Origin of the sequence: Desulfovibrio fairfieldensis, assembly GCF_001553605.1 — a bacterium.
Classification (GTDB): Bacteria; Desulfobacterota; Desulfovibrionia; order Desulfovibrionales; family Desulfovibrionaceae; genus Desulfovibrio; species Desulfovibrio fairfieldensis.
The window spans coordinates 3256187-3282026 of record NZ_CP014229.1; the positions used below are offsets into that span (position 1 = coordinate 3256187).

A 25840-nucleotide genomic window follows, 5' to 3' on the forward strand; every position below is an offset into this window, starting at 1 on the left:
AAGGAAGGCCCCATGATTCTTGATATTGTGACCTATCCTGATCCGCGTCTGAAGCAGCCCTGCGAGCCTGTGACGGAAGTGACCGACGAGATCCGCAAACTGGCCGCCGACATGCTGGAAACCATGTATGCCGCGCCCGGCGTAGGCCTGGCCGCGCCGCAGGTGGGCCGCAATATCCGCATGCTGGTCATGGACCCGGCGGGCAAGGATGAGGACAAGCAGCCGCGCGTCTTGATCAATCCCGTGCTGGAACTCTCCGGAGAGGACGTGGTCAGCGAGCAGGAGGGCTGCCTGTCCGTGCCGTTGAACTATCGCGCGGACGTGCCCCGCAAAAGCCGCGTTCTGCTCAAAGCCACGGATCTGGACGGCAACGGCATTGAGGAAGATCTGACGGACTTCCCGGCTATCATTATCCAGCATGAGGCCGACCACCTGGACGGCATCCTGTTCATCGACAAGATCAGCCGCTTGCGGCGCACGCTCTATGACAGCAAGGTAAAGAAATGGCTCAAGCGCAAAAATGCCGGTTAGTCTTCATGGGCACGCCGGATTTTGCGGCGGTGATTCTCAAAGAACTTGCGCAATGGCCGCGGGGTGAAGTCGTTGCGGTGTATACCCGGCCGGACAAACCCGCCGGGCGCGGCCATAAGCTGACGCCCTCACCGGTCAAGCGAGTGGCCCAGGAGCTGGATCTGCCAGTCCTGCAACCGGGAAGCCTGAAAAATGTCGCGATCCAGGCCGAGCTGGCAGCTCTGCAACCGGATGTGCTGGTTGTGGCCGCCTATGGCCTGATTCTGCCTGACGCCGTGCTGGCCGCGCCGCGCCTGGCGCCGCTCAATGTGCATGCCTCCCTTTTGCCGCGTTATCGTGGGGCCGCGCCCATTCAGCGGGCCATCATGGAAAACTGGGGCCCGGACGCGCAAAGCGGAATTTCCATCATGCGGGTTGCCAGCCGCCTGGATGCGGGTCCGGTCTATGCGGACGCGGCCCTGCCCATTGCTGAGCACACGGCGGGCAGCCTGCATGACGCACTGGCCCGTCTGGGCGCGGATCTGCTGATCCGCGTGCTGGATGATCTGCTGGACGGCCGGGCGGAGGCCCGTGAGCAGGATGAATCTTGTGCCGATTATGCGGCCAAGATCGGCAAGGAGGACGGGTTCATTGACTGGAACCGTCCGGCGGCGCAAGTGCATGCCCACATTCGGGGCGTGACGCCCTGGCCCGGCGCGCGTGTTATCTTCGCCTTTGCGGGGGAGGCTGAGCCGTTGCCGCTGCTGCTTGCCCCCGGCCGGGTGGGAGAGCCCGCGGACGACGCGCGGCCCGGTGAACTGCGGCATGATGCCGACGGCTTGAGCGTGGCTTGCGCCGATTGCTGGTACCGCTTGCTTCAGGTGCGCCCGCAAGGCCGTAAGGACATGCCGGTGCGTGATTTCATCAACGGGCGCTTGCGCGACCTGCCTGAGGGAATCTGCGGCAGGGCCTTGCCTCCGGTCTAGGGCCTGTTAACGCTATGCCTTTTTGCCCTCCTGCCGCGTCAGATTTCACCTGCTTTTTCGGTCGAGTACCAGAAGAGTACACTCCCTCAAAGCAGGTTTATCTTCCTTGCAGGCGAACAAAAATTCTATAGTGTTAACAGACCCTAGAGTATTTTGCGCTTGAAATTATCGCTTATCGGCGAAGTAAATTCGCCTTGCGATAATTTCGGGGTGGGGATTTTCACGGACAATCCTCACAGGGCGTTAAGATATTTTCAATATCAAAGCGCTCTGATATTTCCACTGTTCGGCCCCACGCTGATGTGTATTTCCGTGCTGATTTTAAGGCCGTATTTTTTGTTTTGCGGCCCGTGCTCCATCCTGATGCCGCGCGTCGGTCAGAAGCCCCTTTCTGCGCTGTTTCGGCCCCATATGTTTTTGATCCTCCCTGTTTGGTTTTTCTTCCGCTTCCGACAGCGAGGCCCCGCATGTTTCTGCGCAAATCCCCCCATTCTTTGCCGCCCGAGCAATACGGCGGCGGTCGCAAACGGATCTTCATCGGCCTGATGCTGGCCTCCTGCGTTCTGCTCTGCCTGGTGCTCTGCTTTTTTCTGATTCTGCCCTGGTCCGGTCTGGGCGCCGGTCTGCACTGGCTGCCCCTGCTCAGCATGACGGTGGGCGTGCTGGGCATCGCGGTGCTGGCCTGGATGTGTCTGACCCTGATCTTTCATATTTATACCGGCCTGCCGCTGCCGGGCGTGCGCGGCGTGCGGCATGTGATCATCCGCTTATTTTTTCCGCTCATGGAATTGCTGGCCAAGGCCGTGGGCATGGACCGCAACAAGGTGCGGCGTTCTTTCGTCAAGGTAAACAACGAACTGGTGCTGGCGGACCGCAAGCCCGTGGTCCCGAGCGAGTTATTGCTACTTTTGCCGCATTGCGTGCAGAGCAGCGCCTGCCCGCGCCGCCTGACCCACAAGCTGGATAATTGTGTGCGTTGCGGCCAATGCCCGGTGGGCAGTCTGCTGGCCCTGCGCGACCGCTACGGCATCCAACTGGCTATTGCCACCGGCGGCACCATCGCCCGCCGCATTGTGGTCCAGACCCGGCCGCGCTGCATTGTGGCCGTGGCTTGTGAACGGGATCTGACCTCCGGCATTCAGGACAGTTACCCTTTGCCGGTGTTCGGCGTGCTCAACCAGCGCCCCTGCGGCCCCTGCCTGGATACGCTCGTGCCTCTGGGCGCGTTGGAAGAGGCCATCCGTCTTTTTCTGGGTTGTTCCGCATCCTCTGAACCTTTGCATGCCGGGAGGCGGGCGTGAGCGGGAGTTCATCTTTCTTGCGGTCCTTGAAGAAATTGCCGCGTAACGGCCGCACGGCCGCCTTGCACGCGCTTTTGTTGGCGGATTCCGGACTCAGCGCCCAGGAGGCGCTTGCCGACGCCCTGTCAGGGCCGCTGGGGGAGGGCGGCAAGGCTGTTGCAGTCCTGCCCCAACAGGAACGGCATTTGTGTTCTGAACTGGTCTACGGTTGTTTGCGCGCGGAAATCCGTATTGCGTATCTTTTGGGCCGGGTGTTGCCCAAACCGGAGCGCTTGCCGCTTCCCTTGTGGCACATCCTTGAGCTGGCGGTCTATGCCCTGCTGTTTCAGGAGCGGGTGCCGGATCATGCGGCTGTACACAGCGCGGTGGCGCAGGCGGAACGCTTGTTCGGCCGCTCTCTCGCGCGGGTGGCCAACGGCGCGTTGCGCTCCATTCAGCGTTTCGGCGCGGCGGTGGATACGCGGGAATTTTATGTTGTGGGCAAAGAAGGCGCGCTTGCGGACGAGTGGGGCGGCTTGTGCCGTTATTACAGCTTGCCGCGATGGCTTGGGGATCTCTGGCATGACGCCTACGGCGGCGAGGCCGCGTTGTGCCTGATGCGGCGTTCTTTCGCCCGGCCCTGGAGCGGTGTGCGGGTCAATGCCCGGCATGAGGCCGCTGAAGAATTGCTCGCGGGCTTGCGGCATTGCGCAAAAGAAGGCTGCGGTGAGGCTGTGGGGCGCTGGGGCGTGGCTTTTGCGCCGGGCGAACTGCCCGCTCACGTTCTGGGGCAGAGCCTGGGCCTGTGGCGTGCGAGCGGGGCGCTTTCCTTACAGTCAGCGGGTTCGCAACTGGCGGTACAGGCTCTGGAGCTTGACTGTTGGGATGCTCCGGTCTGGGACGCCTGCGCCGGCTTCGGCGGCAAGAGTGTTGCTCTGTTGGAGCAGGGCATTGACGTAACCTTGTGTACAGACCGCTCCTGGTCCCGCCTGCGTCATTTGCCCGGCGTGTGCCGGGAGTTGCATCTGCCGCGCCCGGCTGTCTGTCTGGCGGATGCCTGTGCGCCGCCGCTGAGGGGCTGGAACGGGCATATCCTTCTGGACGCCCCGTGCAGCGGCTTGGGCGTGCTGGCACGGCGGCCGGATATTCGCAAGGACTCCCGGCGGACTCCGGCGGACCTCAGACAACTTGCGGCCTTGCAGGACCGGATGCTGCTCAGGCTCAGCGCCTTGCTTCAACAAGGCCGCGAGTTGGCCTACATCACCTGTACCTTGAATCCCACGGAAAATGAACTGGCCGTGGCCCGCCTGCTGGCGGCGCGGCCTGAGCTTATGCTGTTGCGCCAGTGGCAGACCCCGCATGGGCATCCCTGGCTGGAAGGAATGTACGGAGCTGTTCTGCGCCGCCGTTAAGCGTTGTTGGGCTACTTTTCGGCAACCGGCAGCGGTGAGACCGGCAGAAAAAAGCCGTCGCACTTGGCGACGGCTTTTTAACCTCTCAAACCCTACACCGCCAGGATGCTGCGAAAGCGGTAGCTGTGCGGATACCGACAGCAATGCTGAAACGAGGTTTATCGCTGCCAGCGCTGCCCTTGTCTTGTACTGTCCGGTATCACGCTTCCGGCAGGGCCACGCCCAGACGCGCCAGGAGGCTTTGCAGCTCCTCGGCGCTCCCGTAAGCCAGGGTGATCTTGCCGGTCTGCTCGTTGCCGCTGACCAGAGCTTTACACTCCAGGGCCTTGCTGAGATTTTGCTGCAAGTTGCGGATTTGCGGACTTTTTTTACGGGTTGCGCGAGCGGGCGGTTCTTTTTGGGCTTCGGCGTCGGCCTGTCCGCTCTCAGGCTCCCAGGGAAAAACTTTGTTTTCCCGCCAGAAGGCGGCGGCTTCCTCAGCGTCGCGCACGGTCAGTGTATGGCTGATGATGCGCAGGCGCAGGGCCTCGGTCGCCTCGACAGCATTCACACCTAAAAGGCAGCGGGCGTGTCCGGCGCTGAGTCGTCCGGCGCGCAGATCTTCCTGTGCGGCGGGGCTCAATTGCAGGAGGCGCAGAGCGTTGGCAATGGCCGGGCGGCTTTTGCCCAACCGGGCGGCCAGTTCCTCCTGGGTCAGTTCCAGCGCTTCGCGTAAACCTTGCAGGGCCAGAGCCTCTTCAATGGGGTTGAGGTCTTCGCGTTGCAGGTTTTCAATCAGGGCGGCGGCCATAACTTCTTTGTCGCTCAAGGCGCGCACAAAGACAGGCACCTGCGTCAGCCCGGCCAGGCGCGCGGCGCGCCAACGGCGTTCGCCGGCCACGATCTGATAGGCGGCATTGTCGGCCATCGGTCGCACCAGCAGCGGCTGGATGATGCCTTGAGTTTTGATGGAATCGGCCAGCTCACGCAGGCTTTCAGGATCAAAATGCCGGCGCGGCTGGTCCGGATTCGGCCGCAGGACAGTTATCGGCAGCATACTGACGTCGCCGCTCTGTTCGCGCAGTGGCTCGGAGCCGCCGAAAAGCGCATCCAGGCCCCGGCCCAGTCCTTTGCTTGCGTTGCTCATATTTTCTCCTTGTTCAGGCCCTGCCCGCGCCTTGACAAGCGCCCCCGGCGCGCGGCACCCTGATTCCGCGCACGGCTTTTCGCCGCATTGCGCGAATTTCAGTCAGCTGAAGGAACTCGTATGTCTGATTCATTGCCGTTGTTATATCTTACCGATGCCGAAGATCGCGTCCAGGCTGTGCAGATTCCCTGGGATCTCTGGCAGAAAATTGAACCCTTGGCCCGCCCCGTGCTGCGGGCCGTTTCTGCCCCGGCCGTCGCTGAACCTGTGAAAGAGGCGATTTCGGCCTTTGAGGAATTTTTGCAGTTCTGGGACTTCCGCTATCCTTACAATCCGGCGGTGAGTTGCCCGCATTGCGGCGCGTCCACGCAAGATTGGCGCGAAGATCCGGAACACCCGTTCTGGCTGACCAATGCGAATGTGGGCGGCCTGTTGGTTTTCCATTGTCGGGCGTGCGGCACGACCATCCGGCAAAAACATTTTCGTGACCACGTGGCGTTGGAGCATACTTCACCCAAAGCGTAATGCGGCGTCTACGGTTTATTGCAGCACCGTGCTTTTTTTGGACGGCCGACGCAGTACCACTTCTTTGGCAAGGCCGAGATATGCCTCGGCTCCCTTGGATTTGATGTCGTAGTGAATGATGGACTTGCCGTGGCTGGGCGCCTCCGAAAGGCGTACGTTGCGCGGAATCACGGTTTCAAACAAATGATCCGGGAAACAGCGGCGTACTTCGTTTTTGACTTCGCGGGTGAGCCGGTTCCGAATGTCGTACATGGTCAGCACCACGCCGAGCAGGGCCAGATCAGGGTTGAGCCGTTTTTTGACCTGCTCGTAGGTCTGGAGCAATTTGACGATGCCTTCCAGAGCGAAAAATTCGCATTGCAGGGGAATCAGCAATTCCCTTGCCGCGCACAGGGCGTTAAGCGTCAGCAGGCCCAAAGACGGGGGGCAGTCCAGGACGATATATTCGTAATCGTCATTGACCCGCTTAAGGCATTCATCCAGGTAAAATTCGCGGGCCATTTTGTCCACCAGTTCCAATTCCACCGCCACAAGATTGGTGCTGGCCGGTAAAATATCCAGAAAGGGAGTGCGACTTTTGGCAATGCTTTGATGTACATTGTCCGGCGAGTAGAATGTACTGTATAAATCACCGGTGAGTTCTTCCTGGCTCAAGCCGAGGCCGCTGGTGCTGTTGGCCTGTGGGTCGCAATCCACCAACAACACTTTTTTTTCCATGACGGCCAAGGCCGCGGAAAGATTGATGGCAGTAGTGGTTTTGCCCACGCCGCCTTTTTGATTGGCAATGGAAATAATGCGCGCCATACGCTGACCTCCGCTTCCTGTCCTTGGCCTGGCTGATGTTTTGCTTGTCGCGGCGTAGAAAAGCCGGTGACCTTATAAGTGGCCTGAACGTTTCACATGAAACATTTGATGGAAAACGCGCCGTACGGCGCCGTCTGTCTGTTTGTAAAAGAGGCGCGTATGGGCGTCAAGGCGTAAACAAGATTTGCGCGGTCCAATGCCGCGTCAGGGCCTGTCGTTGCTGGAAAATTTTTTTACCGCAGCCGCATCTTGCCGGGTGAGTGCATTCTGGGTAAGAATACCAGGATGCCGCACGCGGTGTCGTATTTGACCGGGAGAGTATATGTGCCTGACTCATATTTTGCTGGTGGACGATGAAGAGGATGTTACCCGCATTCTGGCAAAGCGCTTGGAAAAACGTGGATATGCCTGTGCCAGAGCCGCTAATGGGCGCGAGGCGCTGGACGCTATGGAGGGGGAATTTTTCCCCATTGTGATCATGGATGTAAAAATGCCGGTGCTGGACGGCATGGGCGCATTGCAGCAGATGACCACGCGTTGGCCCAAGGCGCAGATCATCCTGCTTTCGGGTCACGCCGACATGCAATTGGCAGTGCAGGCCATGAGCCAGGGGGCTTTCGGCTATTTGATGAAGCCGGTGGACTTTGATGAACTGCTCTTCAAAATTGAAGATGCCGCCACCCAGACCCGGCTGGAATCGGACAATGAGGCTGCGCGGTCCTGAAAGAGGTTGCGGCAGCGCGGGCGGCCGTAAGTGGATAGAAGGGCAGCCACAACCACGCCGTTTGTCGACATGAATTGCGGTAAGGTATGGCGGCATACTTGCATTGGGAAAATTTCGTTGCTAGAGCAATTCACGATTGGAATGAGTGAATTACTCTGGTGGCCGCGTGAGCGGAACCCGCGCCCAAGTGCAAGGGAGCGACCGGAGCGGCGCAGCCGTGCCCGTTAGCCCCAAAGGGCTTACGGGCATCGACAGCAGCAATAGACCGCGTTTTTTCCGCTGCACGCAGGCGGCGTACAGTTTGAAATGTGTAACATTTCAAACATAAGATGCTCTAAAAAAATTCTGCTTTCCGGAAAGTGCCGTTTTGGGTTGCGGCATGCGCCCGTAAGGGACAAACGGATATCCATTGCAACCTGCACCGCAAGGATTTGCAGACAAATCATTGCCACGAAATGCAAGTCGGCAGCCTTTGCTCGCCGTAAACGAGCATTTCACGTGTCAACGACTCTAGAGCAATTTCAAAGTGAAATTGCTCTGGTGGCTGCGTAAGCAGACGCCTGCCACGAAGGCGTAAGCGCAATTTATTTGCGCGGTTGCCTCGCCCGTTAGTGAGTCTTCGAGCTTTGCGGGCGAGGACAGCAGAGCTAAGCGCCGGAGTGAGCGTCTTAAAAACCTTGAGAATGTGCATTCTCAAGGTTGAACTGCTCTAAAAGATGAGGTTTTCATGCGCATTACCCACAAAATTCTTTTTGTTCCCGCCCTGCTGTTGGGATTGGCGGCCATGTTTCCGGCAGGCGGGGAAGCCCGTGCGGCCGCCAGCCAGGTAACGGAAGATAATCTGCCGCAATTGCTGGAAAAAGCCTTGCGTGAACATCCGGATATCGTGCTGGATGTGTTGCGTCGCAACAGTGAGGCCGTACTGGATATCGCCCAGCAGGGTTCCAACATGCGGCGCAAACACAATCTGGAAGTTCAGTGGCGCGAGGATATGAAAACCCCCAAGAGCGTGCGTCTGGAGGGGCGTCCGGTGCTGGGTTCGCCCAAGGCCAAGGTGCGTATCGTGGCCTTTTCCGACTTCACCTGCCATTTCTGCCAGCAGGCTTCCAAAACCGTGGACGCGCTCTTGCAGGAGTACGGCAAGGACGTCAGCCTGGTCTTCAAGAATTTGCCGTTGGATGAAAAGGGCCCCGGCGGACAGGCGGCGGCCTATTTTGTCGCCGTTTCGCAGCAGAGTGAGGAGAAGGCCTGGAAGTTCTACAAAGCCCTGTTCGCCGACCGGGACCGTCTGGTGACCGAGGGTGAGGATTTTCTGAAAAAGACCGCCCAGGGGCTGGATGTGGACATGAAAAAACTCGGCCGTGACGTGCGCGGCAAGAAGGTCAGCGATATTCTCGCTGAAGACCAGCAGGACGCGCAGAAGCTGGGCGTGGAGGGCACCCCGTACTTCCTGGTCAATAATATGGTGGTGCGCGGGGCCCTGCCCCTGGATCTGTTCAAGGGCGCCGTGGACATGGCCCTTAAGCAGAACAACAAGTAAAATGTGCATTGTCAGGGCAGAGCGCCCGGATCTGGAAGAAATTTTGCGTTTGCAGTATCTGGCCTATCAGAGCGAAGCGCGCCTGCTGAACAACTTCAGCATTCCGCCGTTGCGCGAGAGCCTTGAGGATCTGGTTCGCCAGTTTGAGGCGGGCATGGTGTTTCTTAAGGCTGTGGATACGGACGGCGGCTTGAGGGGTTCGGTCCGCGCCCGCGCGGCGCAGGGCACGGTTTATGTGGGCAAACTGATGGTGCATCCGCAATATCAGGGCAAAGGCCTGGGAACGCGCCTTCTGGCTGCCCTGGAGTCCGCCATGGGTTCCATAGTTCCACAAGCGCGTTACGAACTGTTCACCAGTACGCAAAGCCTGCGCAATTTACGCCTATATGAGCGGGCGGGCTACCGCCCCTTTCGGGAGGAAGAGCCGGAACCCGGCCTGCGGTTGGTTTTTCTGGAAAAATAGAGCCGGGAAAATAACATCATGGCCGCATTGCGGTTGAATCTGCCGGAAAGGCGCATCCAACGATGCGCCTTTTCCTTACGGTTGGCCGGCTGGCCATTACCGGCGCATATCTCGGTTTACGAATGCTTACAGGAAAAACATTTCGGGCCTCACGCCGAAGCCGCATCCTTGCCGCGACTGCGGATAACCTTGGTCATCCATTCGCGCAGCTGGTCCAGGTCCGCCTGCTGGGTTTTTTCCGAAGCATGCAGCAGTACGCGCAGGTTTTCCACATCCTTGCGCAGTTGCTGATTTTCTTGCGCCGTTTCAGGCAACATCATGCCGGGCTGCGGCAGGCGTTCAATAACCAGATGGATAAGCTGGGCAATACCCTCCAAGGCCAGTGTTTGGCGTTCCAGCAACTGCAGGGCCGCTGCGGGCAGAAGTTCCGCAACCGGATGCTCCGCTTGCGTCAGGCAGGGCTCTGGCTTGGAAACGGCAAGCGCATTGCGGGGGAAGCGGGCCAGCAGGGCATTTTCCACTGAAGCCGCCGTGCGCGACTTCCGCATCTGCTCCAGGATGGCGGCAATGACCTCCAGGGTTTCCGGGCGGTAGCGCCGCCTGCGGCCCTCGCCGACGCTGGGGATAAAAGCCGCAAAGCGTTTGCAGTAATAGCGGGTGGTGGATTCCGGCAAAGAAAAATGGCGGGAGATGTCCGCAATGCTCAAAAGGCCTTCTGTCGGGGATGCCGTGCGCGTCATGACGCCTCCTGCTGGCTTTCCGCAGCATTGCTGTCGTTGCCGTCACAAAAAACCGTTCCCGCCATACCGCCGGGCCGGGCCATCCGCGGATTGAGGGCAGGTCTGAAGAAAGTCTTTGTGCTTGCGGATCTGGCGGATGGCGATTGGGGAGGGCAGACCGCAAATAAAGATTTGCCGACCTCTTTTCAGGGTTACTTCAAACAATCTATAATAGCAAGCTGCGCTCTTGCGCAAGAAGACCCCGCGCCACCATTGCGCGGGGTCTTCTGTCAGAGCGGTTCAGGCATGAAATGCGACGACTGCACCGCAAGGGTTTGCAGACAAATCCTTGCCGCGAATTGTGAGCAGGCGGGCTTTGCTCTCCGCAAAAGAGCATTTCAAGTGTCACATGTCATGAGCATTGCGTTACGGTTCAGCGAACGACCCGGCGTACGGAAATCAATTTGCTGCGCCAGTAGGGGATGTTCATGCTCTCCATGCGTACCCGCTCGCCACGGCGCGGGCTGTGGATAAAGGAGTCGTCCCCGGCGTAGATGCCGGTATGCAGGCCGCGCGGGCTCTGCCCGGTGCGGAAAACCACAATGTCGCCGGGCCGGGCCAAGCCTTTGGGGACGGACTGGCCGGTCCGGGCCTGGTCAACCGTAACTCGGGGCACGCTCATGCCGTTCTGTCGGTAAGCCCACCAGATCAGGCCGGAACAGTCAAAGCCTTTTTGCGGCGAAGCGCCGCCCAGGCGATATTGTTTGCCCATCTGGCTGTAGGCGGTGTGAACCACTTTTTGCGCTTTGACCGGTGCCGGTCCGTTGTCTGCGGGGCGAAACATGCCGCAGCCGGACAAAAGCAGTGCCAAAAGCGGTCCGAGAACGCAAGCGCGCCAGAAACGTTTCTGTTTATTGTGTTCTCTGTCCATAAACTGTCTCAACAATATATAGAGATTTTTTTACATTGTGTTAGAAAGTTATCGCACGGTTTCCTACTGCTCTTTTCGGCACGTTGCGCGAAAACTTAAGTGTTATACGCGATACATGCAACCGCGGATAAAGTCAAAAAGGGAAATACGAAGATATAACTATCATTGAACGAAAAAAGCCCCCGCGATGCGGGGGCTTTTCATCTCATGCGCGTTTTATTGCGCCAAAGGGCCTACTTGCCGGAGTTCAGGCGTTCCTGGCCGTCCCAGGCAGCGTCCGTCTTGGGCAGCACGGGCAGCAACTGGAGCCAGGGATTGGTCTTGAGGTATTCGGGGTCCTGCTGCAGCTTGCGGCTCATTTCCAGAATGGGCGGCACGATCTTCTTGATGTCGCCGGCCAGAGCCGGAGCGATGCCGTAATTGGTGGCCTGGCTGGCCAGGTCCACGGCCTTCTGGCTGCATTCCATGGACGTCATCAGGGTATCCAGGGCCTTGGCCGGGTTGTGGAAGCCCACACTGTTTTCAGCGGAAACGTAATCCCAGAACAGCTGGCCCTTGCGGACCATCTCACGGGCTTCGGTCATCAGCGCGCCATAGTCAGGGGCGCGTTCGCCGCTGTAGTTGTTGGCCAAGCGCACGGCCTCGTGGGCCTTGACCGACATGTCCTGGGCCTTGAGCAACTGGTCGAAGGTCTTCTTCTGGGTGTAGATGACCCGCTCGCGCAGATATTCAGGCGTCTTGTCGGCATGGCACTGGCGGCAGGCCCGCATTTCCTTGTCCTTCAGGGGCGAAGTCATCCAGTGGCTGGACATTTTCTTGCCGTCCATGCGCTGGTAAGGCATGTGGCAGTCCGCGCAGGCCACACCGGCCGCGCCGTGCGGGCCGTCCTGGAAGGTCTCGAAGTCGGGGTGCTGCATCTTGATCAGAGGCACCTTGGAGGCGGCGTGCACCCAGTCGGAGAAGGGGCCGGGCTTGCCGTCGGCGTCCTTTTTGCCGTGGCCCTTGTAATACTGGTACATGTCTTCGGGATTAAAGCCGTTGTCCCAGGGGAAGACCGGGCGCATGGCCGGGCCGTTGTCCGGATGGGTGAAGTAGTATTCCACATGGCACTGGGCGCAGACAAGGGTGCGCTTTTCGTTGCGCGAGATATTGTTCCAGTCCTTGCCGGTCTTCTTCAGCCAATCCTTGAGCGGTTCGGAATAGAGCCGCAGTTCCATGGTCTTGGGATCGTGGCAGGTGGAACAGGAAATGCTCTCTTCCTTGGCATCGATCATGTCCTTGCCGCGAAATTCGTTGACGTCCTTGGACCAGAAGGAATCGCCGTACTGCTTGATCCAGTTCATCATCTTGGGCGTCTTGCAGTTCCAGCAGGTGGCGGGCATCTTGCCCTTGCCGTCCGCGCCCCAGCGGTTCAGGCGGTCGATATGGACAAAATCCTCCACCGCATGGGTGTGGCCACGGGCTTCGTTGTATTCATACATGAAGCCGTAGCCCAGCCAGAGGTTTTTCAGGTAGGGCTGGGCATGCTTGAAGCCCTTGGGCAGGGGATCGACGTTGTCGTTCTTGTGATACGGCACGGAACCCTTGTACTCGGTCATCACCTCGGACTCGTTGTTTTTCTGGTACGAGGCGTACTGATCCGGAAAATCAGCCTTGAATGCCGACATGCGGGTTTCGTCGTCCTTGATGTTGGTCTTGTAGGCGGGGGCTTTCAATTCCGTCGAAACATCATTGCAGCCGCTGAGCAGCGCCGCTCCCAACAGCGCCGAAACGGCCAGAGCCATAGTGCGGATATGCTTATTCATATGCTACCGTCCTTGTGCTGATGGGCTTGTGGCGCATATGGGCCACATTGCGGTGGCAGTCGACGCAATAAGGCTTGGCGTTCATACTGGCCACGTTGACGTTAGTTTGGGCGTGACAGGCCTTGCAGTTTTCATTGACCACGTCGCGCGTGGTCACACTGGCCGGATACGGCACGTCCTTGCCCGACAGATTGCCCATGAAGTCACTCAGGCCCGCTTGCGCCTTGAACGGCAGCTTGGCCAGCAGATTGTGCGGGGCGTGGCATTCATTACAGGAACGGTCGGCGTGCGTACCCAGCTTGTGGGTCACTGCCGCCTCCTGCATGATGTGACAACTGGCGCAGAACGGACGCTGATCCGTTGCCGTCATGGCATAGGCCAGCACTCCGACAAGCACCACGCCCACCGCAACGCCGCCCAACAACCATTTGAGCCAGGGTCCATTGCGGGGTGTTCCCATAGAAGCCTCCTTCACTCACTCCAACAACTTGCCGTCCCTATGACGGCGTTATCTTCTTTGTGAATCAAAAAACATGCCAAGCCAAGATAAAAAATGAGAAAAAATTAATCCTGAAAAGACCGGCAGTTTGAGATGAGATTGTAATGGTTATCAATAGCAGGGTTGTTTTGTTCAGAAAAAAAAGACAAAAAATCAGAAAAAGCTGACACCAAGGCCTTTTTTACCCCCTGGAGAAAACATGGCGCATACCTTTGCCGGGCGCTGGTTCCGGGTCCTCTGGCTGCCTGTCCTGGCCGGTCTGCTCTGGCTGGGTTTGATTCTGGGACTCTACAGCCGCGCCGCGCGCGTGGATGAGGAGCATCGCCTGGAACTGGAACGCATCCGCCTCTCCACTGTGGCCCGGCAACTCTTGGACGCGCGCAACTGGAACGCGGCGCACGGGGGGGTCTATGTGCCGGAGAGCGATCTGGGCAGGCCCAATCCCTGGCTGCCGCTCCATGAGCGGACCCTGAAAACCGCCGACGGGCGGACCCTGGTGTTGATGAATCCCGCCTACATGAGCCGCCAGCTGGCCGAGCGCACTTCCTGGCCGGGCATCAGCATTTCGATTATCGGGCGCAGGCCGCTACGGCCTGAAAATCAATCCGACACCTGGGAAGGCGAGGCCCTCATCGAATGCACGGAGGGCCGCCAGGAAATTTTCAGCCCGCCGGATGAGAACGGGCAGGGCCGCCTGCGTCTGCTCACCGTGCTGGTGGCGCAACAGAGCTGCCTGCGCTGCCACGCGGACAGCAGGGTGGGGGAAGTGCTCGGCGGCATCAGCGTCAGCCAGGATGCCGGGCCGTATCTGCACAACGCCGCGAAGCAGGAAGGCAACATGCGCCTGCTGTATGCCCTGCTGGGGGTGACGGGCGTGCTGGCTATCGGCGGCCTGACCCTCAACCTGACCCGGCGGCGCTGGCAGGCCGAGGAAACCAGCCGCATGAAAAGTGCTTTCATGGCCCGCCTGAGCCATGACATGCGCACGCCGCTCACCGCCATCCTGGGCATGAGCGACTTGCTGCAGCGGGGCGACGGCGCCGCGCCGGAAAAGAAGCGCGCTCTGCGTTACCTGGTTCAGGCGGGTGGAGCGCTTCTGGAAATGGTCAGCGACATCACGGACCACGCGGCCCTGGAACAGGGTACGCTGGCCCTGCATGAGAGTGCCTTCAGCCTGCGGGCCGCGCTTTCGCAATGCCTTGAGCTGTATCGCCCGGCCGCCGCGTCCAAGGGCCTCCGGCTGGAACTGGACGTGCCTTCCCCTGTGCCGGATAATCTTTACGGCGACGCCTTCCGCTTGCGCCAGGCTCTGGGCAATCTTGTCGGCAATGCGCTCAAATTTACCGAGCAGGGCGGCGTGCGGCTGGAGGTGGAAGCGGAAAGCGCGCGCACGGGCCGCCTTCTGCTGCGACTGCGCGTGCGGGACAGCGGGCCGGGCCTGCAGCCGGGAGAACTGGAACGGATTTTCGAGAGTTTTCAGCGCGGTTCGCACGCGGGCTGTCAGCCGGGCACCGGCCTGGGCCTGAACATTGCCCGGACCATAGCCCGGCGCATGGGCGGCGATGTGCGGGTCAGTTCCCAACCGGGGCAGGGCTCGTGCTTTACCTTGGAAGTGCTTGTACGCACGGATTGGGGCAGCGCAAGGCCGTGCCCGCCCGCGGATGCGGACCGAAACGCCGTGCCCGAAAGCGGCGCCGCGGGCAGGGGAGCCTTGGAAGGCCGACGGATTCTGGCCGCCGAGGACAATCCGGCCAGCCGCTATTTCCTGGAACAGGCCTTGCGCCGGGAGGGCGCGCGGGCCGTGGTGACCGCTGACGGCGAAGCCACCCTGGCCGCCCTGGGTGAAGAGGAATGGGACGTGGTGCTGCTGGACGCGCGCATGCCCGGTCCCGACGGCCTGGACGTGCTGGAACGCATCCGGCAGGGCCGGACCGGAGCGCCTGCGGGGCAATGTGTGGTCCTGTACACGGCGGCGCTGGACGCCGAAGCGCAAGAACGCTGCCGCAGGTTGCGGCCCGACGATATATTGTTCAAACCGGTCAGTTTCGCGCTGCTGCGGCAGCGCCTGGCGGCCCTGCCGACAGCGCGGGGCAACGGAGCAACGCTGACGCAGGAAGACACGAGTGTGCCGGAAAAAAACATCTCTGTCGGCCGGGAAAAGACCATTGCCGGAGACGGCCGGGCAAATACGGACGATATTGAATTGCCGCCCTGGGACCGGGAAGCCGCTCTGGCGGCCATGGACGGGGACGCGGCAATCTTTGCGCATTTGCTTGCGGTCTTGCGTGATGATCTGGGGAATATGCTGGACCAACTGGTAGAAGCCGTGGCGGCGGGGGATCGGAAGAACATCCGTCGGCTGGCCCATGCCTGCAAGAATTCGGCGGGCACCATGCGCCTGATGCGCCTGCACGGCGCAGCCGCCCTGACGGAAAAAGCGGAAGACGCGGCACTGGACGCAAGGGCAGGGAAACTGGAACGGGCCATGCATGAGGCCCTGGCGCTGCTGGAGGCCGTTGACGGCGGCAGCGGGACAGAGACGGAAACGCGGACCGCGGAGACAGGGAGGAAGGCATAATGGCGCGTATTCTGGTGGTAGATGATGAAGCCCTGATGCGCACCATGGTGGAAGTGGTCTGTACGCGCATGGGGCATGAGGCCGTGTGCGCCTCTTCCATCAAGGAAGGCCTTGCTCTGGGCCGCCAAGGCGTGGACGTGGTGCTGCTGGACGCCTGGCTGCCGGACGGCAACGGCCTGGAATTTCAAAGGGAGTTTGCCAATCTGCCTGAAGAGCCGGACATCGTGATCATCACCGGCCACGGCGACGGCGACGCGGCGGAAGCGGCCTTGCGCTCCGGAGCCTGGGAGTTTCTGACCAAGCCCCTGCAGATCCGCGACATCGAACAATGCCTGCGGCACATTCTGGCGTTCCGCCAGGGCCGCAAGCCGGGCCCGGCCTCCCTCAAAGTGGACAGCGGGCACATTCTGGGCTCCGGACCGGGCATGACCCAGGCCCTCAAACTGCTGGCCCAGGCCGCCCAAAGCGAAGTCAACGTGCTGATTCTGGGCGAAACCGGCGTGGGCAAGGAACTATTCGCCAAAGCCCTGTTCCGCAACAGCGGGCGCGCCGCCCAGCCTTTCGTGACCGTGGACTGTGCCTCCCTGCCGGAAACCCTGGTGGAAAGCCACCTCTTCGGTCACAGCCGGGGGGCCTTCACCGGCGCGGAGCGCGCCCGTGAGGGACTTTTGCTGGCCGCGCACAAGGGCACGCTTTTTCTGGATGAAGTGGGGGACCTGCCCCTGGTCATGCAGGGCGCGTTTCTGCGCGCCCTGGAGCTGCGCCGCTTCCGCCCGGTGGGAGAAGTGCACGAGGTGGACAGCGACTTCCGCCTGGTGGCGGCCACCAACCGTGATCTGGAGGGAATGGCGCGCACCGGCCAGTTCCGGGGCGATCTGCTCTACCGTCTTCAGGGCATTACCATTGTGATCCCGCCGCTGCGCGAGAGGCGCGACGAAATCCCGGGCCTGGCCCGCCAGGCCGTCACCGCCTTCTGCCTGCGCAACGATCTGCCGGAAAAGGCCCTGGCCGAGCCGGTGCTGGACATGTTGATGGAATATCCCTGGCCCGGCAACGTGCGGGAGCTGATCCACGCCCTGGAGCGGGCCTGCCTTGCCGCCGGGGAGGGGGATCTGATCCTGCCCGGGCATCTGCCCACCCAGATGCGGGTGGCCGTGGCCCGGCACCGGGTAAGCCGTGGCCGGGAGCAAAGCCCGGAGCCCGTGCCGCCCCCCGCACGGACGCTGCCCGCGGCCCATGTGGAAGACGGCCGCGCCGGGACAGCCGCAATCGCGGGCGGCAGCGGCGATCTGCCCAGCCTGAGGGAGTGGAAATCCCGCGCCGAAGAGGAATATGTGCGCCGGGTCATGACCGTGAGCGCGGGCGACGCGCGCCGGGCCGCAGGCGTGGCCGGCATCTCGCGCGGGCACTGGTATGAGCTGGTCAAAAAATACCATCCTTGAACGGGAAGAGGGCAGGCGCGTCCAGAGGCAAAATGGCCGTCAGGCCACGCCGGGCGCTGGTTTGCGGCACTCTCTTGCCTCATGCCGCAAAAGGCGCTATAGGCCAAAAAAAAGCTTGCAGAGGCTATGTCAGAGCATGAATAAGAGCCCCGTTACCGTTAAAGGCTATGTCGCGGCTGTACCGCGTTCTGTGGATGAGCGCCAGGCCAGGGTGGCCGTGGTGCAGGATGATGTGGAATACCGCGTGATGCCGCGCGGGGCCGGGATGGATCTGGCCGGTGAGGTCAGCGTGCCCGTGGAAGTCACCGGCCTGGTGGAAGAGGTGGACGGCGTGTTCTACCTCACTGTGCGCGGCTACAAGGTTCTGGAAGACGATTCCTGGCTTGAGGAATAGCGCGCTTTCGCATTGACGGCCCGGAAGGGCCTCGGCGGCTTTGGAAATTCTGTCTGGAAGCCGCTGCCTTTTCGAGCCAACGTTTTTTCCCGTGCTCCCGCGCAAATACAGGCGGGACGCCGCGCGGCGTCCCGCTCCTTTCCTGTTCTTCTCATTTCGGCGGGAACTTGCCCGCATGTAAGGCCGTTCTGCTGGGTGTAGAGCAATTTCACTTTGAAATTGCTCTACACCCAGCAGTTTATCCGGAACGGGAATTATTGCCCACTATCCCAGGAGCGAAAGATGCTCCTCTGATTTGCGCTTGTGCGGGGTCAGGGTGCTCTGGCGGCAGAAATCGCGGATCTGGGCCAAAAAGGGCGACGGTGCCAAGCGCAGTTTTCTGCCGTACAGGGTGCGGCGGGCGCAATAGCTCACAAACAGCGCCCGCGCGGCGCGGGTCAGGCCCACGTAAAGCAGGCGGCGTTCTTCCGCAAGCCGGGCCTCCGGGTCCGCTTCCACGCCCGGAACGGCTGCGTCCGCGTCGTTCATAGTGTTCTCCGCCGCGTTTTCAAACAGCAGTTCACGCCGCAGGGGCAACAGGCCGCTTTCCAGGCCGGGCAGAAAGACCGCCTGAAACTCCAGGCCCTTGGAAGCGTGCAGGGTGAGAATCTGAACCTGCTCGGCTTTGGCCCGCACCAACTCCGCCTCATGCAGCCAGGCCAGGCGCTGGAAAAGGGGCTGCCAGCCGCCGCATTCCTGCCAGAGGCGGCAGAGCGACCGCCACTGGCGGCTCTGGCAAAAGAGCTCCCCGGTCCAGGCCTGTGCGCCCAGCCAGGTCGTCATCTCCTGCGGCTTGGGCAGATTGCCCTCGGGCCAGGGCAACGGCTCCGCCGGGGCGGCCGGGGCAGGCAGATCCGGCGGGGTGGGCAGAATATCCGCAAAACCGCAATGCCCGGTGGCCAGGGCCAGGAAGCGGGCGCAGACCGGCTCCTGCCAGAATTCCTCCTGGGCCGGAGCCGCGCAGGGGATGCCCATTTGTTCCAGGGCCGCGCGCAGGGGCGGAATCTGGGCCTTGAGGCGTACCAGCACGGCCACGTCGCCCGGCGACAGGCTGTTGTCCAGTTCTCCGGCGTCGGCGCGGTTTTGGGCCTGGTCCAAAAGAGTGTGGGCCGTGGCCCCGATAAGCCGCTGCACGCGCCCGGCCAGCCAGCGGGCTTCGGCCCGCTCGTCCGGCGCGGCGAAAAGCTGCAACTGGGCCCTCAGGGGCCTGGCCGCGTGCAGGTTGCCGCATCGGCCCCGGCCCTGCAGAAGATTCTGGGCCATGTCCAGTACGTCCTGGCTGGCGCGGTAGCTTTGTCCCAGCCTGTAGACCATAAGCGTCGGCCAGCAGGCCCGCAGGGAATCCTCGCTCTGGCCCGTGGCCCCACGGAAGCCGTAAATGGCCTGATCCGGGTCGCCGATGCCGAAAAATCCCCGGCCGTCCGGCGGCAGCAGGGCGCGAATCACGGCCAGCTGCACGGGTGAAAGATCCTGCACCTCGTCCACCAGCACATGCCGCCAGGGCCCGTCCGGCCTTTGGGCCAGATTGGGCGCCTGTTCCAGCAGCCAGTCCAGCAGATCGGCGTAATCCACATAGCGGACGCCGCTCTGGGCGTTTTTGCGTTGCCGGTAGCGCGCGGCGGCCTCGTCCAGGTCACTGCCTTGCGCCGGTTCCTTCCGACTTTCGCGGGCCAGATTCAGGGCGTCCCAGAGCGTGCGCAGCCGCCGGGCGGGCTGGTCCGCATTGGCCGCGCTGAACAGGCGGAAGGCCGCGTCCTCGGCCAGGAGCAGGCAGTGCGGTTCCGCTTTGCGCAATTCGCCCCAGGCCAGGCCGTGCAGGGTGTCGCATTGCGGCAGGCGGGACAAATGCGGCAGGGCCGCGCTGAGGCGTTCCCGCAGTTCCCCGGCGGCCCGGCGGGTAAAGGTTACGGCCAGCAGATCCTGGGGCCGCGCACCTTCTTCCAGCAACCGCTGCAGGCGGCCGATGAGCACGCGGGTCTTGCCCGCGCCCGGACCGGCCAGAATCAGCACCGGGCCGGGCCCCGCGTTCAGGGCCGCATTCTGCTCCTCGGAAAACAGCGTGGCGGACGCGGGTTGCTCTGCCGGTTCAGAGTGCCCCGCGTGTCCCGCGTATCCCGAAAGTCCGGTGTGCTGCGTCTCATGACCCTTGCCCGGCGCGGGCTTGGCCAGAGCCAGCAGGGGCAGGCCGTTCCCCGAGCCGCTTGCGGCGGGAACCGTGGCGGCAGCCTTACGCGGGCGTCCGGACCTGGCGGCGGAGCGTTCCAGGCCCGGCAGGCTCTGCCCGCCCCCGCGCACGTCGCGCAGTTCTTCGGGCTCGAACACGCGCACCACGCCGTATTGGCCGTCAAATCCGCCCTGGCGGATGACCTGGCCGCGCCGCATGCGGGCCACGGCCTCGCCCAGAGGCTCCCAGTGGGCGCGGATATCCGCTTCCGGCAGGTGGCAGAGGATATCCAGCTCCGGCCCCAGTTCGCGCAGCAGGCGGCTGTAACGCTCCTGCACCTTGCGCGAGCCGGAGCCCACGCCCAGAATTTCACCCACCACCTCCGGCAGGGGAATCAGGGGCTGGGCCTCGGGCTCCAGGGGCAGTTGGGCCGGAGTTTCGCGGTCGGCCAGTTCCAGCACGCGGTGCAGCACGCCCACGGTCAGGGGCTTGCCGCAGACCGGGCAGATATTGTCCAGGGCCAGGGCATCGCGCGGTTCCAGCACCACGTTGCAGGCCCGGTGCCCGTCCAGATGGTATTTGCCTTCTTCGGGATAGAATTCCATGGTGCCCAGAAAACGGCAGTCCAGGTTTTCCTGGGATTCGCGCCTAGCCGCCGCGCGCAGGGCCGTGAACATGCCCGCGTAAGAGGGCGGCCCGGCAAAAAGATTGGCCTCGCGACCCAGGTTGGCTCCGGAATGGGCGTCGGAATTGGAAATCAGGGCATAGCCGTCCAACCCGCTGATCAGGCGGTTCATGGCCGGGTCCGAGGAGAGGCCGGTTTCCAGGGCGAAAACATGCTCGGAAAGGTCGGCGAAGCAGTCCTCCAGACGATTAAAGCCGGATTTGGAGCCGAACAAGGCGAACCAGGGCGTCCAGACATGGGCGGGCACCAGCACGCCCTGCGGCACGGTTTCGAGCATGATTTCCAGCAGGTCGCGCGAATCCAGGCCCAGAATGGGCCGCCCGTCGGAATTGAGGTTGCCGATCTGGGCCAGGCGTTCGGAAAGGCGGTCCGCGTCTTCCAGGCTGGGCACGAAGAGCAGATTGTGCACCTTGCGCACCTTGCCGTGGCGTTTGTAGATGGAACTGATCTCCGCCTGCAGGCAGAACAGCGGCTCTTTGCCGCCCTCATGGGGGCGGGTGCGCGCGCCGCCGAGAAAGTCCAGCTCCTCCGGCTCGCCCTTCAGACGGTAGAGGCCGCTGGCTTCGTCGAAAACCATCTGCTCGCGCAGCTCGGCCCGCCATTGCGGATGGGTGAAATCGCCGGTGCCCAGCACGTCGATGCCTTTGCAGCGCGCCCAGGCCGCCAGATGGCGGGGATTGAGCTGCTTGCTGGTGGCCCGGGAGAAACGCGAATGGATGTGCAGGTCCGCAATAAAATTCATGTGTAACCTCATGTTGTGGCGGTCAGCCAAGGGCAGAAAGCCAGAGCCCGCGAAGTCCAGAAAGGCACGGCCCGCGCGGCTTGGCGCGATTGTTTGCGGTGTAGGGTCAGCGGAGCTTCCAGGCGCAGCTCGGCGGCGGCGTCCTTGCGGGCCTCCACCAACAGGCGCGTGGCCGGGCTGTGGCTGTTGGGCCGCACGGGAACGATGCGGCGCAGGCCCAGGCGGGCTTCGCCGAGCGCGGCGCAGAGCCGGGACAGGGAACGGGCCTCGAAAATGCAGAAAAAATGTCCCCGATAGGGCAGAAGCCGGGCGGCGGCACGGCAGAAAACGCGCAGAGCGTCGGCGTCGCGCAGCGCGCGCTCCCGCATGGCCGAGGGCGACATTCTGCCCCGCCCCGGCAAGCCGTAGGGCGGGTTGGCCAGCACCAGGTCCGGCGCGAGCTTTCTTTCCGATTCGGGCCGCAACTCCGCAAGGTCCGTATGCAGAAAGCGCAGGCGCTGCTCCAGGCCCAGGGCAACGGCATTACGCCGGGCAGCCGCCAGCAGGCTTTCTTCCCGCTCCAGTCCCTGGCCGCTTACTTCGGGGCAGCGCAGGGCCAGGGCCAGCAGGGCCGCTCCGCAACCGCAACCCAGTTCCGCAACGGACAGGCGCAAGGTTTGGGCTGTCGCTTGGGAGAGGCGGGCGCGGCGTTCCTCGCAATGCCGGGCCGCGAAGGCCGCCAGCAAGAGCGCGTCCAGCCCGAAGCGCAGAGCCCCGCCGGGCTGCTCCAACCCGCGCGGAAAAGCGGCGCGAGCCGCGCTGATGCTTTCTTGCTCGTTCATTTTTATCGTGCTGATCCGCCGTATCCCCAATGCCCATTCAAGATTTTGTGTCGCCGGTAAGGAAAGCTCTGGAGGAAGCGTCGAGTAATGAGGATTTTTGCCGCTTCTTGGGAGCTGTTTCTAGTGTCTGATTGCAAAAATTTCGAGCATAATTATGCTCTTAATTTTCGCAGGATCGTCAGCGAAAAAAGGTGGTTTTTCGCTGACTCACGGCGGCTTCATCGCCGCCGTAAAACCCTACGGGTTTTATGTGTCTAATTTTTCAAATTAGACACTAGAAGGTGTCGTCATGAGTGGATTTTCGTGTTATATCAAGGAGAACAAGCCTTTTATGGAAGGAGTGTTCTCTTCTGGTACTCGACTGGAATAAAAGGCGAAGTTCGACGCAGAGATAACCGAAAAGACACTCATGACGACACCCTCTAAAGGAGGGCGCCGTCCCAGTTAAACAACCCCTGCCGCCGCGCCTCCGGCAGACCGGCGGGCGGATTCTCCTGAATATGGACGAAAAAGCCGTAACCCGCGGCCGTCAGCTCCTGGCGCTTGGCCGTGAGGTCCAGGGGCCAGCCGGGATAGATCCAGACATTGCCGCCGTACTGGCGAGCCCAGAAAACCTCGCCCTTGGGACTCATGAACGGCTCGTTGGCCTTGACGCCCAGCAGGCCGAAACGGCTGAGGCCCACGGGCCAGAATCCGCTGAGCACCGCGCCCAGGGGCAGGGGGCTCTGTTCCGGCAGGGCCAGCAGGTCCTCGCGGGCCAGTTCCGGGCTGACGAAAGCCCCGGTGAAACCCATGCCTGCCAGCATGCCCAGAGCGGGCGCGTTGGCCGCATTGCAGAAGGGCCCGGCCAGCAGATCGGCGTCCTTGGGCAGCGCATCCGGGAAAAAGCCGCGCTGCCAGGGCGCGTTGCAGACGAAATGCCGCGCGCCGTCGCGCCAGAGGCGGGCGATCATGCGGCGCAGGCCGTCTTCCTCTTCAGGCCAGATGACGGGCGGCAGCCACCAGGCCACGCGCGGGGCCACGGTGCGCGAAATTTCCGCGCTGCGCGGCGAAAGCCAGAGAGCCAGCAGCTGATTGCGCCCGCCGCGCGTTTCACGGCCCTGGGGCAGGCTGGCGCGCAGCAGCATGTCCGCCCTGGCCCTGGGCTTCACGGCCCTGGGCAGGCGGGGGGCACTGTCCACGGCCTTGCTGGGGCAGCCGGGCAGGGCGTCCAGCCGCGCCTGCCAGGACGTGAGCAAGCGCATGAGTTCAGGCTCGCGCCGGTCGATAAGAAAGACCGGCGTGCCAGCCTTGGGCGTCTTGTGCTTGGGCAGGCGCAGGATCAGGCTTCCGGCCTTGGGAATGCGCCGGGTCACGGGCAGGGTGGCGTGCCAGCGCTCGTCCTCAACGCCTATGCGCAGATAATCCTGCGGCAGCAGTTCGAAATGCGGCTTGAGCACGAGGCGGCCGTCGGGCTCCACCCGGATTTTGCCCGCCAGCAGGCCCGAACTGGTCTGGCCGTCGGGCGTGGTGGGCACGTTGTTCTTCTGGGGCAGAAAGCGCGCCCGGCTGCCGGGGCGGCCCAGGGCCATTTCCAGAATTTCCTCGGCGGTCTTGCGGGCCTTGGAGTCGCCGGGGTTGTCCCGCAGCATGCGGTAGGCCGTGACCACATGGTAGACGTAGTGCGGGCCTTTTTTGCGGCCTTCAATTTTCCAGGATACCAGGTGCGGGATGTCCAGCAGGGTCTTGGCCAGCACGTCCAGGGAAAGATCCAGGCAGGAAAAAAAGCGCCCGCTGTGTTCCTTGCCGCGCGCCGGGGGGCGTATCTGGCGGGAGGGCCTGTTCTCGCGCTCGAAAGGGCGGACGTCGCGGGAGGACCGGCCGTCGCGCGCCTTTTTCCCGTCGCGGCGGGCGGCTTCGCGCTCCTCGTTTTCCGCATTGCGGAAAAGGGCCTGGGCCGCCGCGCCGCCCTGGCGGTAGATGCGGCGGCAGGGTTGCACACAGCGGCCTCGCAGGCCGCTTTTGCCGCCCATGTAGCTGGACCAGTAGCAACGCCCGGACACACAGTAGCACAGGGCCCCGTGGATGAAGCATTCCAGGTCGAGGCCCTCGGGGCAGGCTTCGCCCATGCGCCGGATTTCGTCGATGGACAGCTCGCGCGGCAAGATGACGCGGTTCGCGCCCAGGGCTTTGGCCTGAGTCAGCGCTTCGGGATGGGTCAGATTGGCCAGGGTGGATAGAAACAGGCCGCCCTCGAACCCGGCCTGCCGGGCCAGATCCAGCATGGCCAGATCCTGGATGATCAGGCCGTCCGGACGCACCTGACGGGCCAGGCGCGCGGCCAGACGGTAGGCGGCGGCGTTTTCGCCGGGCTTGACCAGGGTGTTCATGGCCACGTAGACACGCGCGTTTTCGGCGTGGGCCAGATCCGTGAGCCGCGACAATTCGGTAAGGCCGAAGTTTTCCGCCTGCATGCGGGCGGAAAAATGTTTCAGGCCCAGATAGACGGCGTCGGCTCCGGCGGCCAGGGCGGCCAGAAAGGAGGGCGTGTCCCCGGCCGGGGCGAGAATTTCGGGCTTACGCGGCGTGGCGGGCTGTATGTCCTGTGTGCTCATATCTTGTAATACTCTTTGTACCAGTCCACAAAGCGGGCGATGCCCTCGCGCAGTGGGGTCACGGGGGCAAAGCCGGTGGCGGCGGTCAGGGCGTCGATGTCGGCCCAGGTGGCTTCCACGTCGCCGGGCTGCATGGGCAGCAGCTCCTTGCGGGCGGTCCTGCCCAGGGCCTCTTCCAGTACGGCGATGAACTCGTTGAGTTCCACAGTCTGGTTATTGCCGATATTATAGATGCGCCAGGGCGCGGAACTGGAGGCCGGGTCGGGCGCGGCGGCGTCGAAGGCCGGGTCGGGCGCGGGAATCAGGGGCAGCAGGCGGACCACGCCTTCCACGATGTCGTCGATATAGGTGAAGTCGCGGCGCATGCGGCCCTCGTTGAAGACCTTGATGGCTTCGCCCCGCACAATGGCCGTGGTAAAGAGATGCAGGGCCATGTCCGGGCGGCCCCAGGGGCCGTAGACCGTGAAAAAGCGCAGGCCCGTGCAGGGCAGGCGGTAGAGGTGGCTGTAGGCATGGGCCATGAGTTCGTTGCTCTTCTTGGTGGCCGCGTACAGGCTCACCGGATGGTCCACGTTATGGTGCACGGAATAGGGGCGGGCGGCGTTGAGGCCGTAGACCGAGGAGGAGGAGGCGAAGAGCAGATGTTCCACCCCGTTGTGGCGGCAGCCTTCCAGCAGATTGCCGAAGCCCGCCAGATTGGAATTGACGTAGGAAGCGGGATTTTGCAGGCTGTAGCGCACACCGGCCTGGGCCGCCAGATTGACCACGTGGCTGAAACGCTCGCGCCGGAAAAGTTCGGCCATGCCCCCGCCGTCGGCCAGGTCCAGAAGCTCGAAGCGAAAGCGGGCGGGGGCCTCGGGCAGGGCTTGCAGGCCGGCCAGCCGGTCCTTTTTCAACCGCACGTCATAGTAGTCGTTGCAATTGTCGATGCCTACCACAGTGTGCCCGTCAGCCAGCAGCCGCCGGGCCAGATGATAGCCGATGAAGCCGGCAGCGCCGGTTACCAGAACATGCATGTCGCCCCCTTTGCCTGTACGCCGTAGGGTAAGCCAGATGG

At 62.4% G+C, this 25840-nt stretch carries 21 protein-coding genes; 11 read left to right on the forward strand and 10 right to left on the reverse strand.

Annotation, left to right across the window (positions count from 1 at the left end; all coding sequences use genetic code 11):
- Positions 1–12 precede the first annotated feature (12 nt).
- From def to AXF13_RS13685, 4 genes are all read left to right on the forward strand, one after another.
- Positions 13–531, forward strand: a complete 519-nt coding sequence (def, locus tag AXF13_RS13670; RefSeq protein ID WP_008682933.1) for a peptide deformylase — start codon at positions 13–15, stop codon at positions 529–531.
- Complete coding sequence (fmt, locus tag AXF13_RS13675) at positions 504–1496, forward strand: methionyl-tRNA formyltransferase (RefSeq protein ID WP_062254070.1); 993 nt, start codon at positions 504–506, stop codon at positions 1494–1496. The genes def and fmt overlap by 28 nt, the downstream gene beginning before the upstream one ends.
- A 467-nt stretch (positions 1497–1963) precedes the next feature.
- Positions 1964–2797 (forward strand): DUF116 domain-containing protein, encoded by an 834-nt coding sequence (locus tag AXF13_RS13680; RefSeq protein ID WP_009303347.1) that lies wholly within the window; start codon positions 1964–1966, stop codon positions 2795–2797.
- Positions 2794–4188, forward strand: a complete 1395-nt coding sequence (locus AXF13_RS13685; protein ID WP_062254072.1) for a transcription antitermination factor NusB — start codon at positions 2794–2796, stop codon at positions 4186–4188. The genes AXF13_RS13680 and AXF13_RS13685 overlap by 4 nt, the downstream gene beginning before the upstream one ends.
- Before the next feature lie 199 nt (positions 4189–4387).
- On the opposite strand, the gene AXF13_RS13690 is transcribed toward AXF13_RS13685, so the two are convergent.
- Entirely contained in the window at positions 4388–5314 is a 927-nt protein-coding gene (locus AXF13_RS13690; protein WP_062254073.1) for a ParB/RepB/Spo0J family partition protein, read from the reverse strand.
- Between the two features lie 120 nt (positions 5315–5434).
- Here AXF13_RS13690 and AXF13_RS13695 point away from each other — a divergent pair, with 120 nt between their 5' ends.
- On the forward strand, positions 5435–5839 hold the full coding sequence (locus AXF13_RS13695) for a hypothetical protein (RefSeq protein ID WP_062254075.1): 405 nt from the start codon (positions 5435–5437) through the stop codon (positions 5837–5839).
- 15 nt (positions 5840–5854) lie between these two features.
- Here the strand turns inward: AXF13_RS13695 and AXF13_RS13700 are convergent, their stop codons facing one another.
- Positions 5855–6643 (reverse strand): ParA family protein, encoded by a 789-nt coding sequence (locus AXF13_RS13700; RefSeq protein WP_062254077.1) that lies wholly within the window; start codon positions 6641–6643, stop codon positions 5855–5857.
- Between the two features lie 322 nt (positions 6644–6965).
- On the opposite strand from AXF13_RS13700, the gene AXF13_RS13705 reads away from it, so the two are divergent.
- The 3 genes from AXF13_RS13705 (at position 6966) to AXF13_RS13715 (ending at position 9370) form a co-directional block, all read left to right on the forward strand.
- A complete protein-coding gene (locus AXF13_RS13705; RefSeq protein ID WP_062254079.1) occupies positions 6966–7367 on the forward strand; it encodes a response regulator in 402 nt (133 codons plus the stop codon).
- Between the two features lie 727 nt (positions 7368–8094).
- Entirely contained in the window at positions 8095–8907 is an 813-nt protein-coding gene (locus AXF13_RS13710; protein WP_062254081.1) for a DsbA family protein, read from the forward strand.
- A gap of 1 nt (position 8908) precedes the next feature.
- Entirely contained in the window at positions 8909–9370 is a 462-nt protein-coding gene (locus AXF13_RS13715) for a GNAT family N-acetyltransferase (protein WP_062254083.1), read from the forward strand.
- 149 nt (positions 9371–9519) lie between these two features.
- On the opposite strand, the gene AXF13_RS13720 is transcribed toward AXF13_RS13715, so the two are convergent.
- The 4 genes from AXF13_RS13720 to AXF13_RS13735 all read right to left on the reverse strand — a co-directional run bounded on the left by AXF13_RS13720 (position 9520) and on the right by AXF13_RS13735 (position 13285).
- Positions 9520–10110 carry a MerR family transcriptional regulator gene (locus tag AXF13_RS13720; RefSeq protein ID WP_062254085.1) on the reverse strand — a complete coding sequence of 197 codons (591 nt, stop codon included), beginning with the start codon at positions 10108–10110 and terminating at the stop codon, positions 9520–9522.
- A 412-nt stretch (positions 10111–10522) separates the two neighbouring features.
- The gene (locus AXF13_RS13725) at positions 10523–10933 is read right to left on the reverse strand and encodes a C40 family peptidase (protein ID WP_223299928.1); all 411 of its coding nucleotides are present in this window, start codon (positions 10931–10933) and stop codon (positions 10523–10525) included.
- Between the two features lie 320 nt (positions 10934–11253).
- Positions 11254–12825 (reverse strand): ammonia-forming cytochrome c nitrite reductase subunit c552, encoded by a 1572-nt coding sequence (locus AXF13_RS13730; RefSeq protein WP_062254089.1) that lies wholly within the window; start codon positions 12823–12825, stop codon positions 11254–11256.
- Entirely contained in the window at positions 12818–13285 is a 468-nt protein-coding gene (locus tag AXF13_RS13735) for a NapC/NirT family cytochrome c (protein ID WP_008682949.1), read from the reverse strand. Before AXF13_RS13735 ends, AXF13_RS13730 begins: the two co-directional genes overlap by 8 nt.
- 238 nt (positions 13286–13523) lie before the next feature.
- Here AXF13_RS13735 and AXF13_RS13740 point away from each other — a divergent pair, with 238 nt between their 5' ends.
- From AXF13_RS13740 to AXF13_RS13750, 3 genes are all read left to right on the forward strand, one after another.
- Complete coding sequence (locus tag AXF13_RS13740) at positions 13524–15902, forward strand: ATP-binding protein (RefSeq protein WP_062254091.1); 2379 nt, start codon at positions 13524–13526, stop codon at positions 15900–15902.
- Positions 15902–17344, forward strand: coding sequence for a sigma-54-dependent transcriptional regulator (locus tag AXF13_RS13745; RefSeq protein WP_062254093.1), 1443 nt, complete (start codon positions 15902–15904; stop codon positions 17342–17344). The genes AXF13_RS13740 and AXF13_RS13745 overlap by 1 nt, the downstream gene beginning before the upstream one ends.
- 136 nt (positions 17345–17480) lie before the next feature.
- Complete coding sequence (locus AXF13_RS13750; protein WP_062254095.1) at positions 17481–17738, forward strand: hypothetical protein; 258 nt, start codon at positions 17481–17483, stop codon at positions 17736–17738.
- A gap of 264 nt (positions 17739–18002) precedes the next feature.
- Here AXF13_RS13750 and AXF13_RS13755 read toward each other — a convergent pair whose 3' ends face one another.
- The 4 genes from AXF13_RS13755 to AXF13_RS13770 form a co-directional block, all read right to left on the reverse strand.
- On the reverse strand, positions 18003–21368 hold the full coding sequence (locus AXF13_RS13755) for a UvrD-helicase domain-containing protein (protein ID WP_062254096.1): 3366 nt from the start codon (positions 21366–21368) through the stop codon (positions 18003–18005).
- Positions 21369–21376: 8 nt separating this feature from the next.
- Complete coding sequence (locus AXF13_RS13760; protein ID WP_062254098.1) at positions 21377–22189, reverse strand: tRNA1(Val) (adenine(37)-N6)-methyltransferase; 813 nt, start codon at positions 22187–22189, stop codon at positions 21377–21379.
- 422 nt (positions 22190–22611) lie between these two features.
- Positions 22612–24783: a peptidase U32 family protein gene (locus AXF13_RS13765; protein WP_062254100.1), complete on the reverse strand. Its 2172-nt coding sequence runs from the start codon at positions 24781–24783 to the stop codon at positions 22612–22614.
- Positions 24780–25799 carry an NAD-dependent epimerase gene (locus AXF13_RS13770; protein WP_062254101.1) on the reverse strand — a complete coding sequence of 340 codons (1020 nt, stop codon included), beginning with the start codon at positions 25797–25799 and terminating at the stop codon, positions 24780–24782. Before AXF13_RS13770 ends, AXF13_RS13765 begins: the two co-directional genes overlap by 4 nt.
- Between the last annotated feature and the right edge of the window lie 41 nt (positions 25800–25840).

Coding starts and splice junctions, on each gene's coding strand:
- AXF13_RS13740 (WP_062254091.1), top strand. CDS start 13,524: ATGGCGCATACCTTTGCCGGGCGCTGGTTCCGGGTCCTCTGGCTGCCT.
- def (WP_008682933.1), top strand. CDS start 13: ATGATTCTTGATATTGTGACCTATCCTGATCCGCGTCTGAAGCAGCCC.
- AXF13_RS13750 (WP_062254095.1), top strand. CDS start 17,481: ATGAATAAGAGCCCCGTTACCGTTAAAGGCTATGTCGCGGCTGTACCG.
- AXF13_RS13705 (WP_062254079.1), top strand. CDS start 6,966: ATGTGCCTGACTCATATTTTGCTGGTGGACGATGAAGAGGATGTTACC.
- AXF13_RS13765 (WP_062254100.1), bottom strand. CDS start 24,783: ATGAGCACACAGGACATACAGCCCGCCACGCCGCGTAAGCCCGAAATT.
- AXF13_RS13695 (WP_062254075.1), top strand. CDS start 5,435: ATGTCTGATTCATTGCCGTTGTTATATCTTACCGATGCCGAAGATCGC.
- AXF13_RS13720 (WP_062254085.1), bottom strand. CDS start 10,110: ATGACGCGCACGGCATCCCCGACAGAAGGCCTTTTGAGCATTGCGGAC.
- AXF13_RS13730 (WP_062254089.1), bottom strand. CDS start 12,825: ATGAATAAGCATATCCGCACTATGGCTCTGGCCGTTTCGGCGCTGTTG.
- AXF13_RS13680 (WP_009303347.1), top strand. CDS start 1,964: ATGTTTCTGCGCAAATCCCCCCATTCTTTGCCGCCCGAGCAATACGGC.
- AXF13_RS13755 (WP_062254096.1), bottom strand. CDS start 21,368: ATGAATTTTATTGCGGACCTGCACATCCATTCGCGTTTCTCCCGGGCC.
- AXF13_RS13725 (WP_223299928.1), bottom strand. CDS start 10,933: ATGTTTCGCCCCGCAGACAACGGACCGGCACCGGTCAAAGCGCAAAAA.
- AXF13_RS13715 (WP_062254083.1), top strand. CDS start 8,909: ATGTGCATTGTCAGGGCAGAGCGCCCGGATCTGGAAGAAATTTTGCGT.
- AXF13_RS13690 (WP_062254073.1), bottom strand. CDS start 5,314: ATGAGCAACGCAAGCAAAGGACTGGGCCGGGGCCTGGATGCGCTTTTC.
- AXF13_RS13745 (WP_062254093.1), top strand. CDS start 15,902: ATGGCGCGTATTCTGGTGGTAGATGATGAAGCCCTGATGCGCACCATG.
- AXF13_RS13760 (WP_062254098.1), bottom strand. CDS start 22,189: ATGAACGAGCAAGAAAGCATCAGCGCGGCTCGCGCCGCTTTTCCGCGC.
- AXF13_RS13700 (WP_062254077.1), bottom strand. CDS start 6,643: ATGGCGCGCATTATTTCCATTGCCAATCAAAAAGGCGGCGTGGGCAAA.
- fmt (WP_062254070.1), top strand. CDS start 504: ATGGCTCAAGCGCAAAAATGCCGGTTAGTCTTCATGGGCACGCCGGAT.
- AXF13_RS13710 (WP_062254081.1), top strand. CDS start 8,095: ATGCGCATTACCCACAAAATTCTTTTTGTTCCCGCCCTGCTGTTGGGA.
- AXF13_RS13735 (WP_008682949.1), bottom strand. CDS start 13,285: ATGGGAACACCCCGCAATGGACCCTGGCTCAAATGGTTGTTGGGCGGC.
- AXF13_RS13770 (WP_062254101.1), bottom strand. CDS start 25,799: ATGCATGTTCTGGTAACCGGCGCTGCCGGCTTCATCGGCTATCATCTG.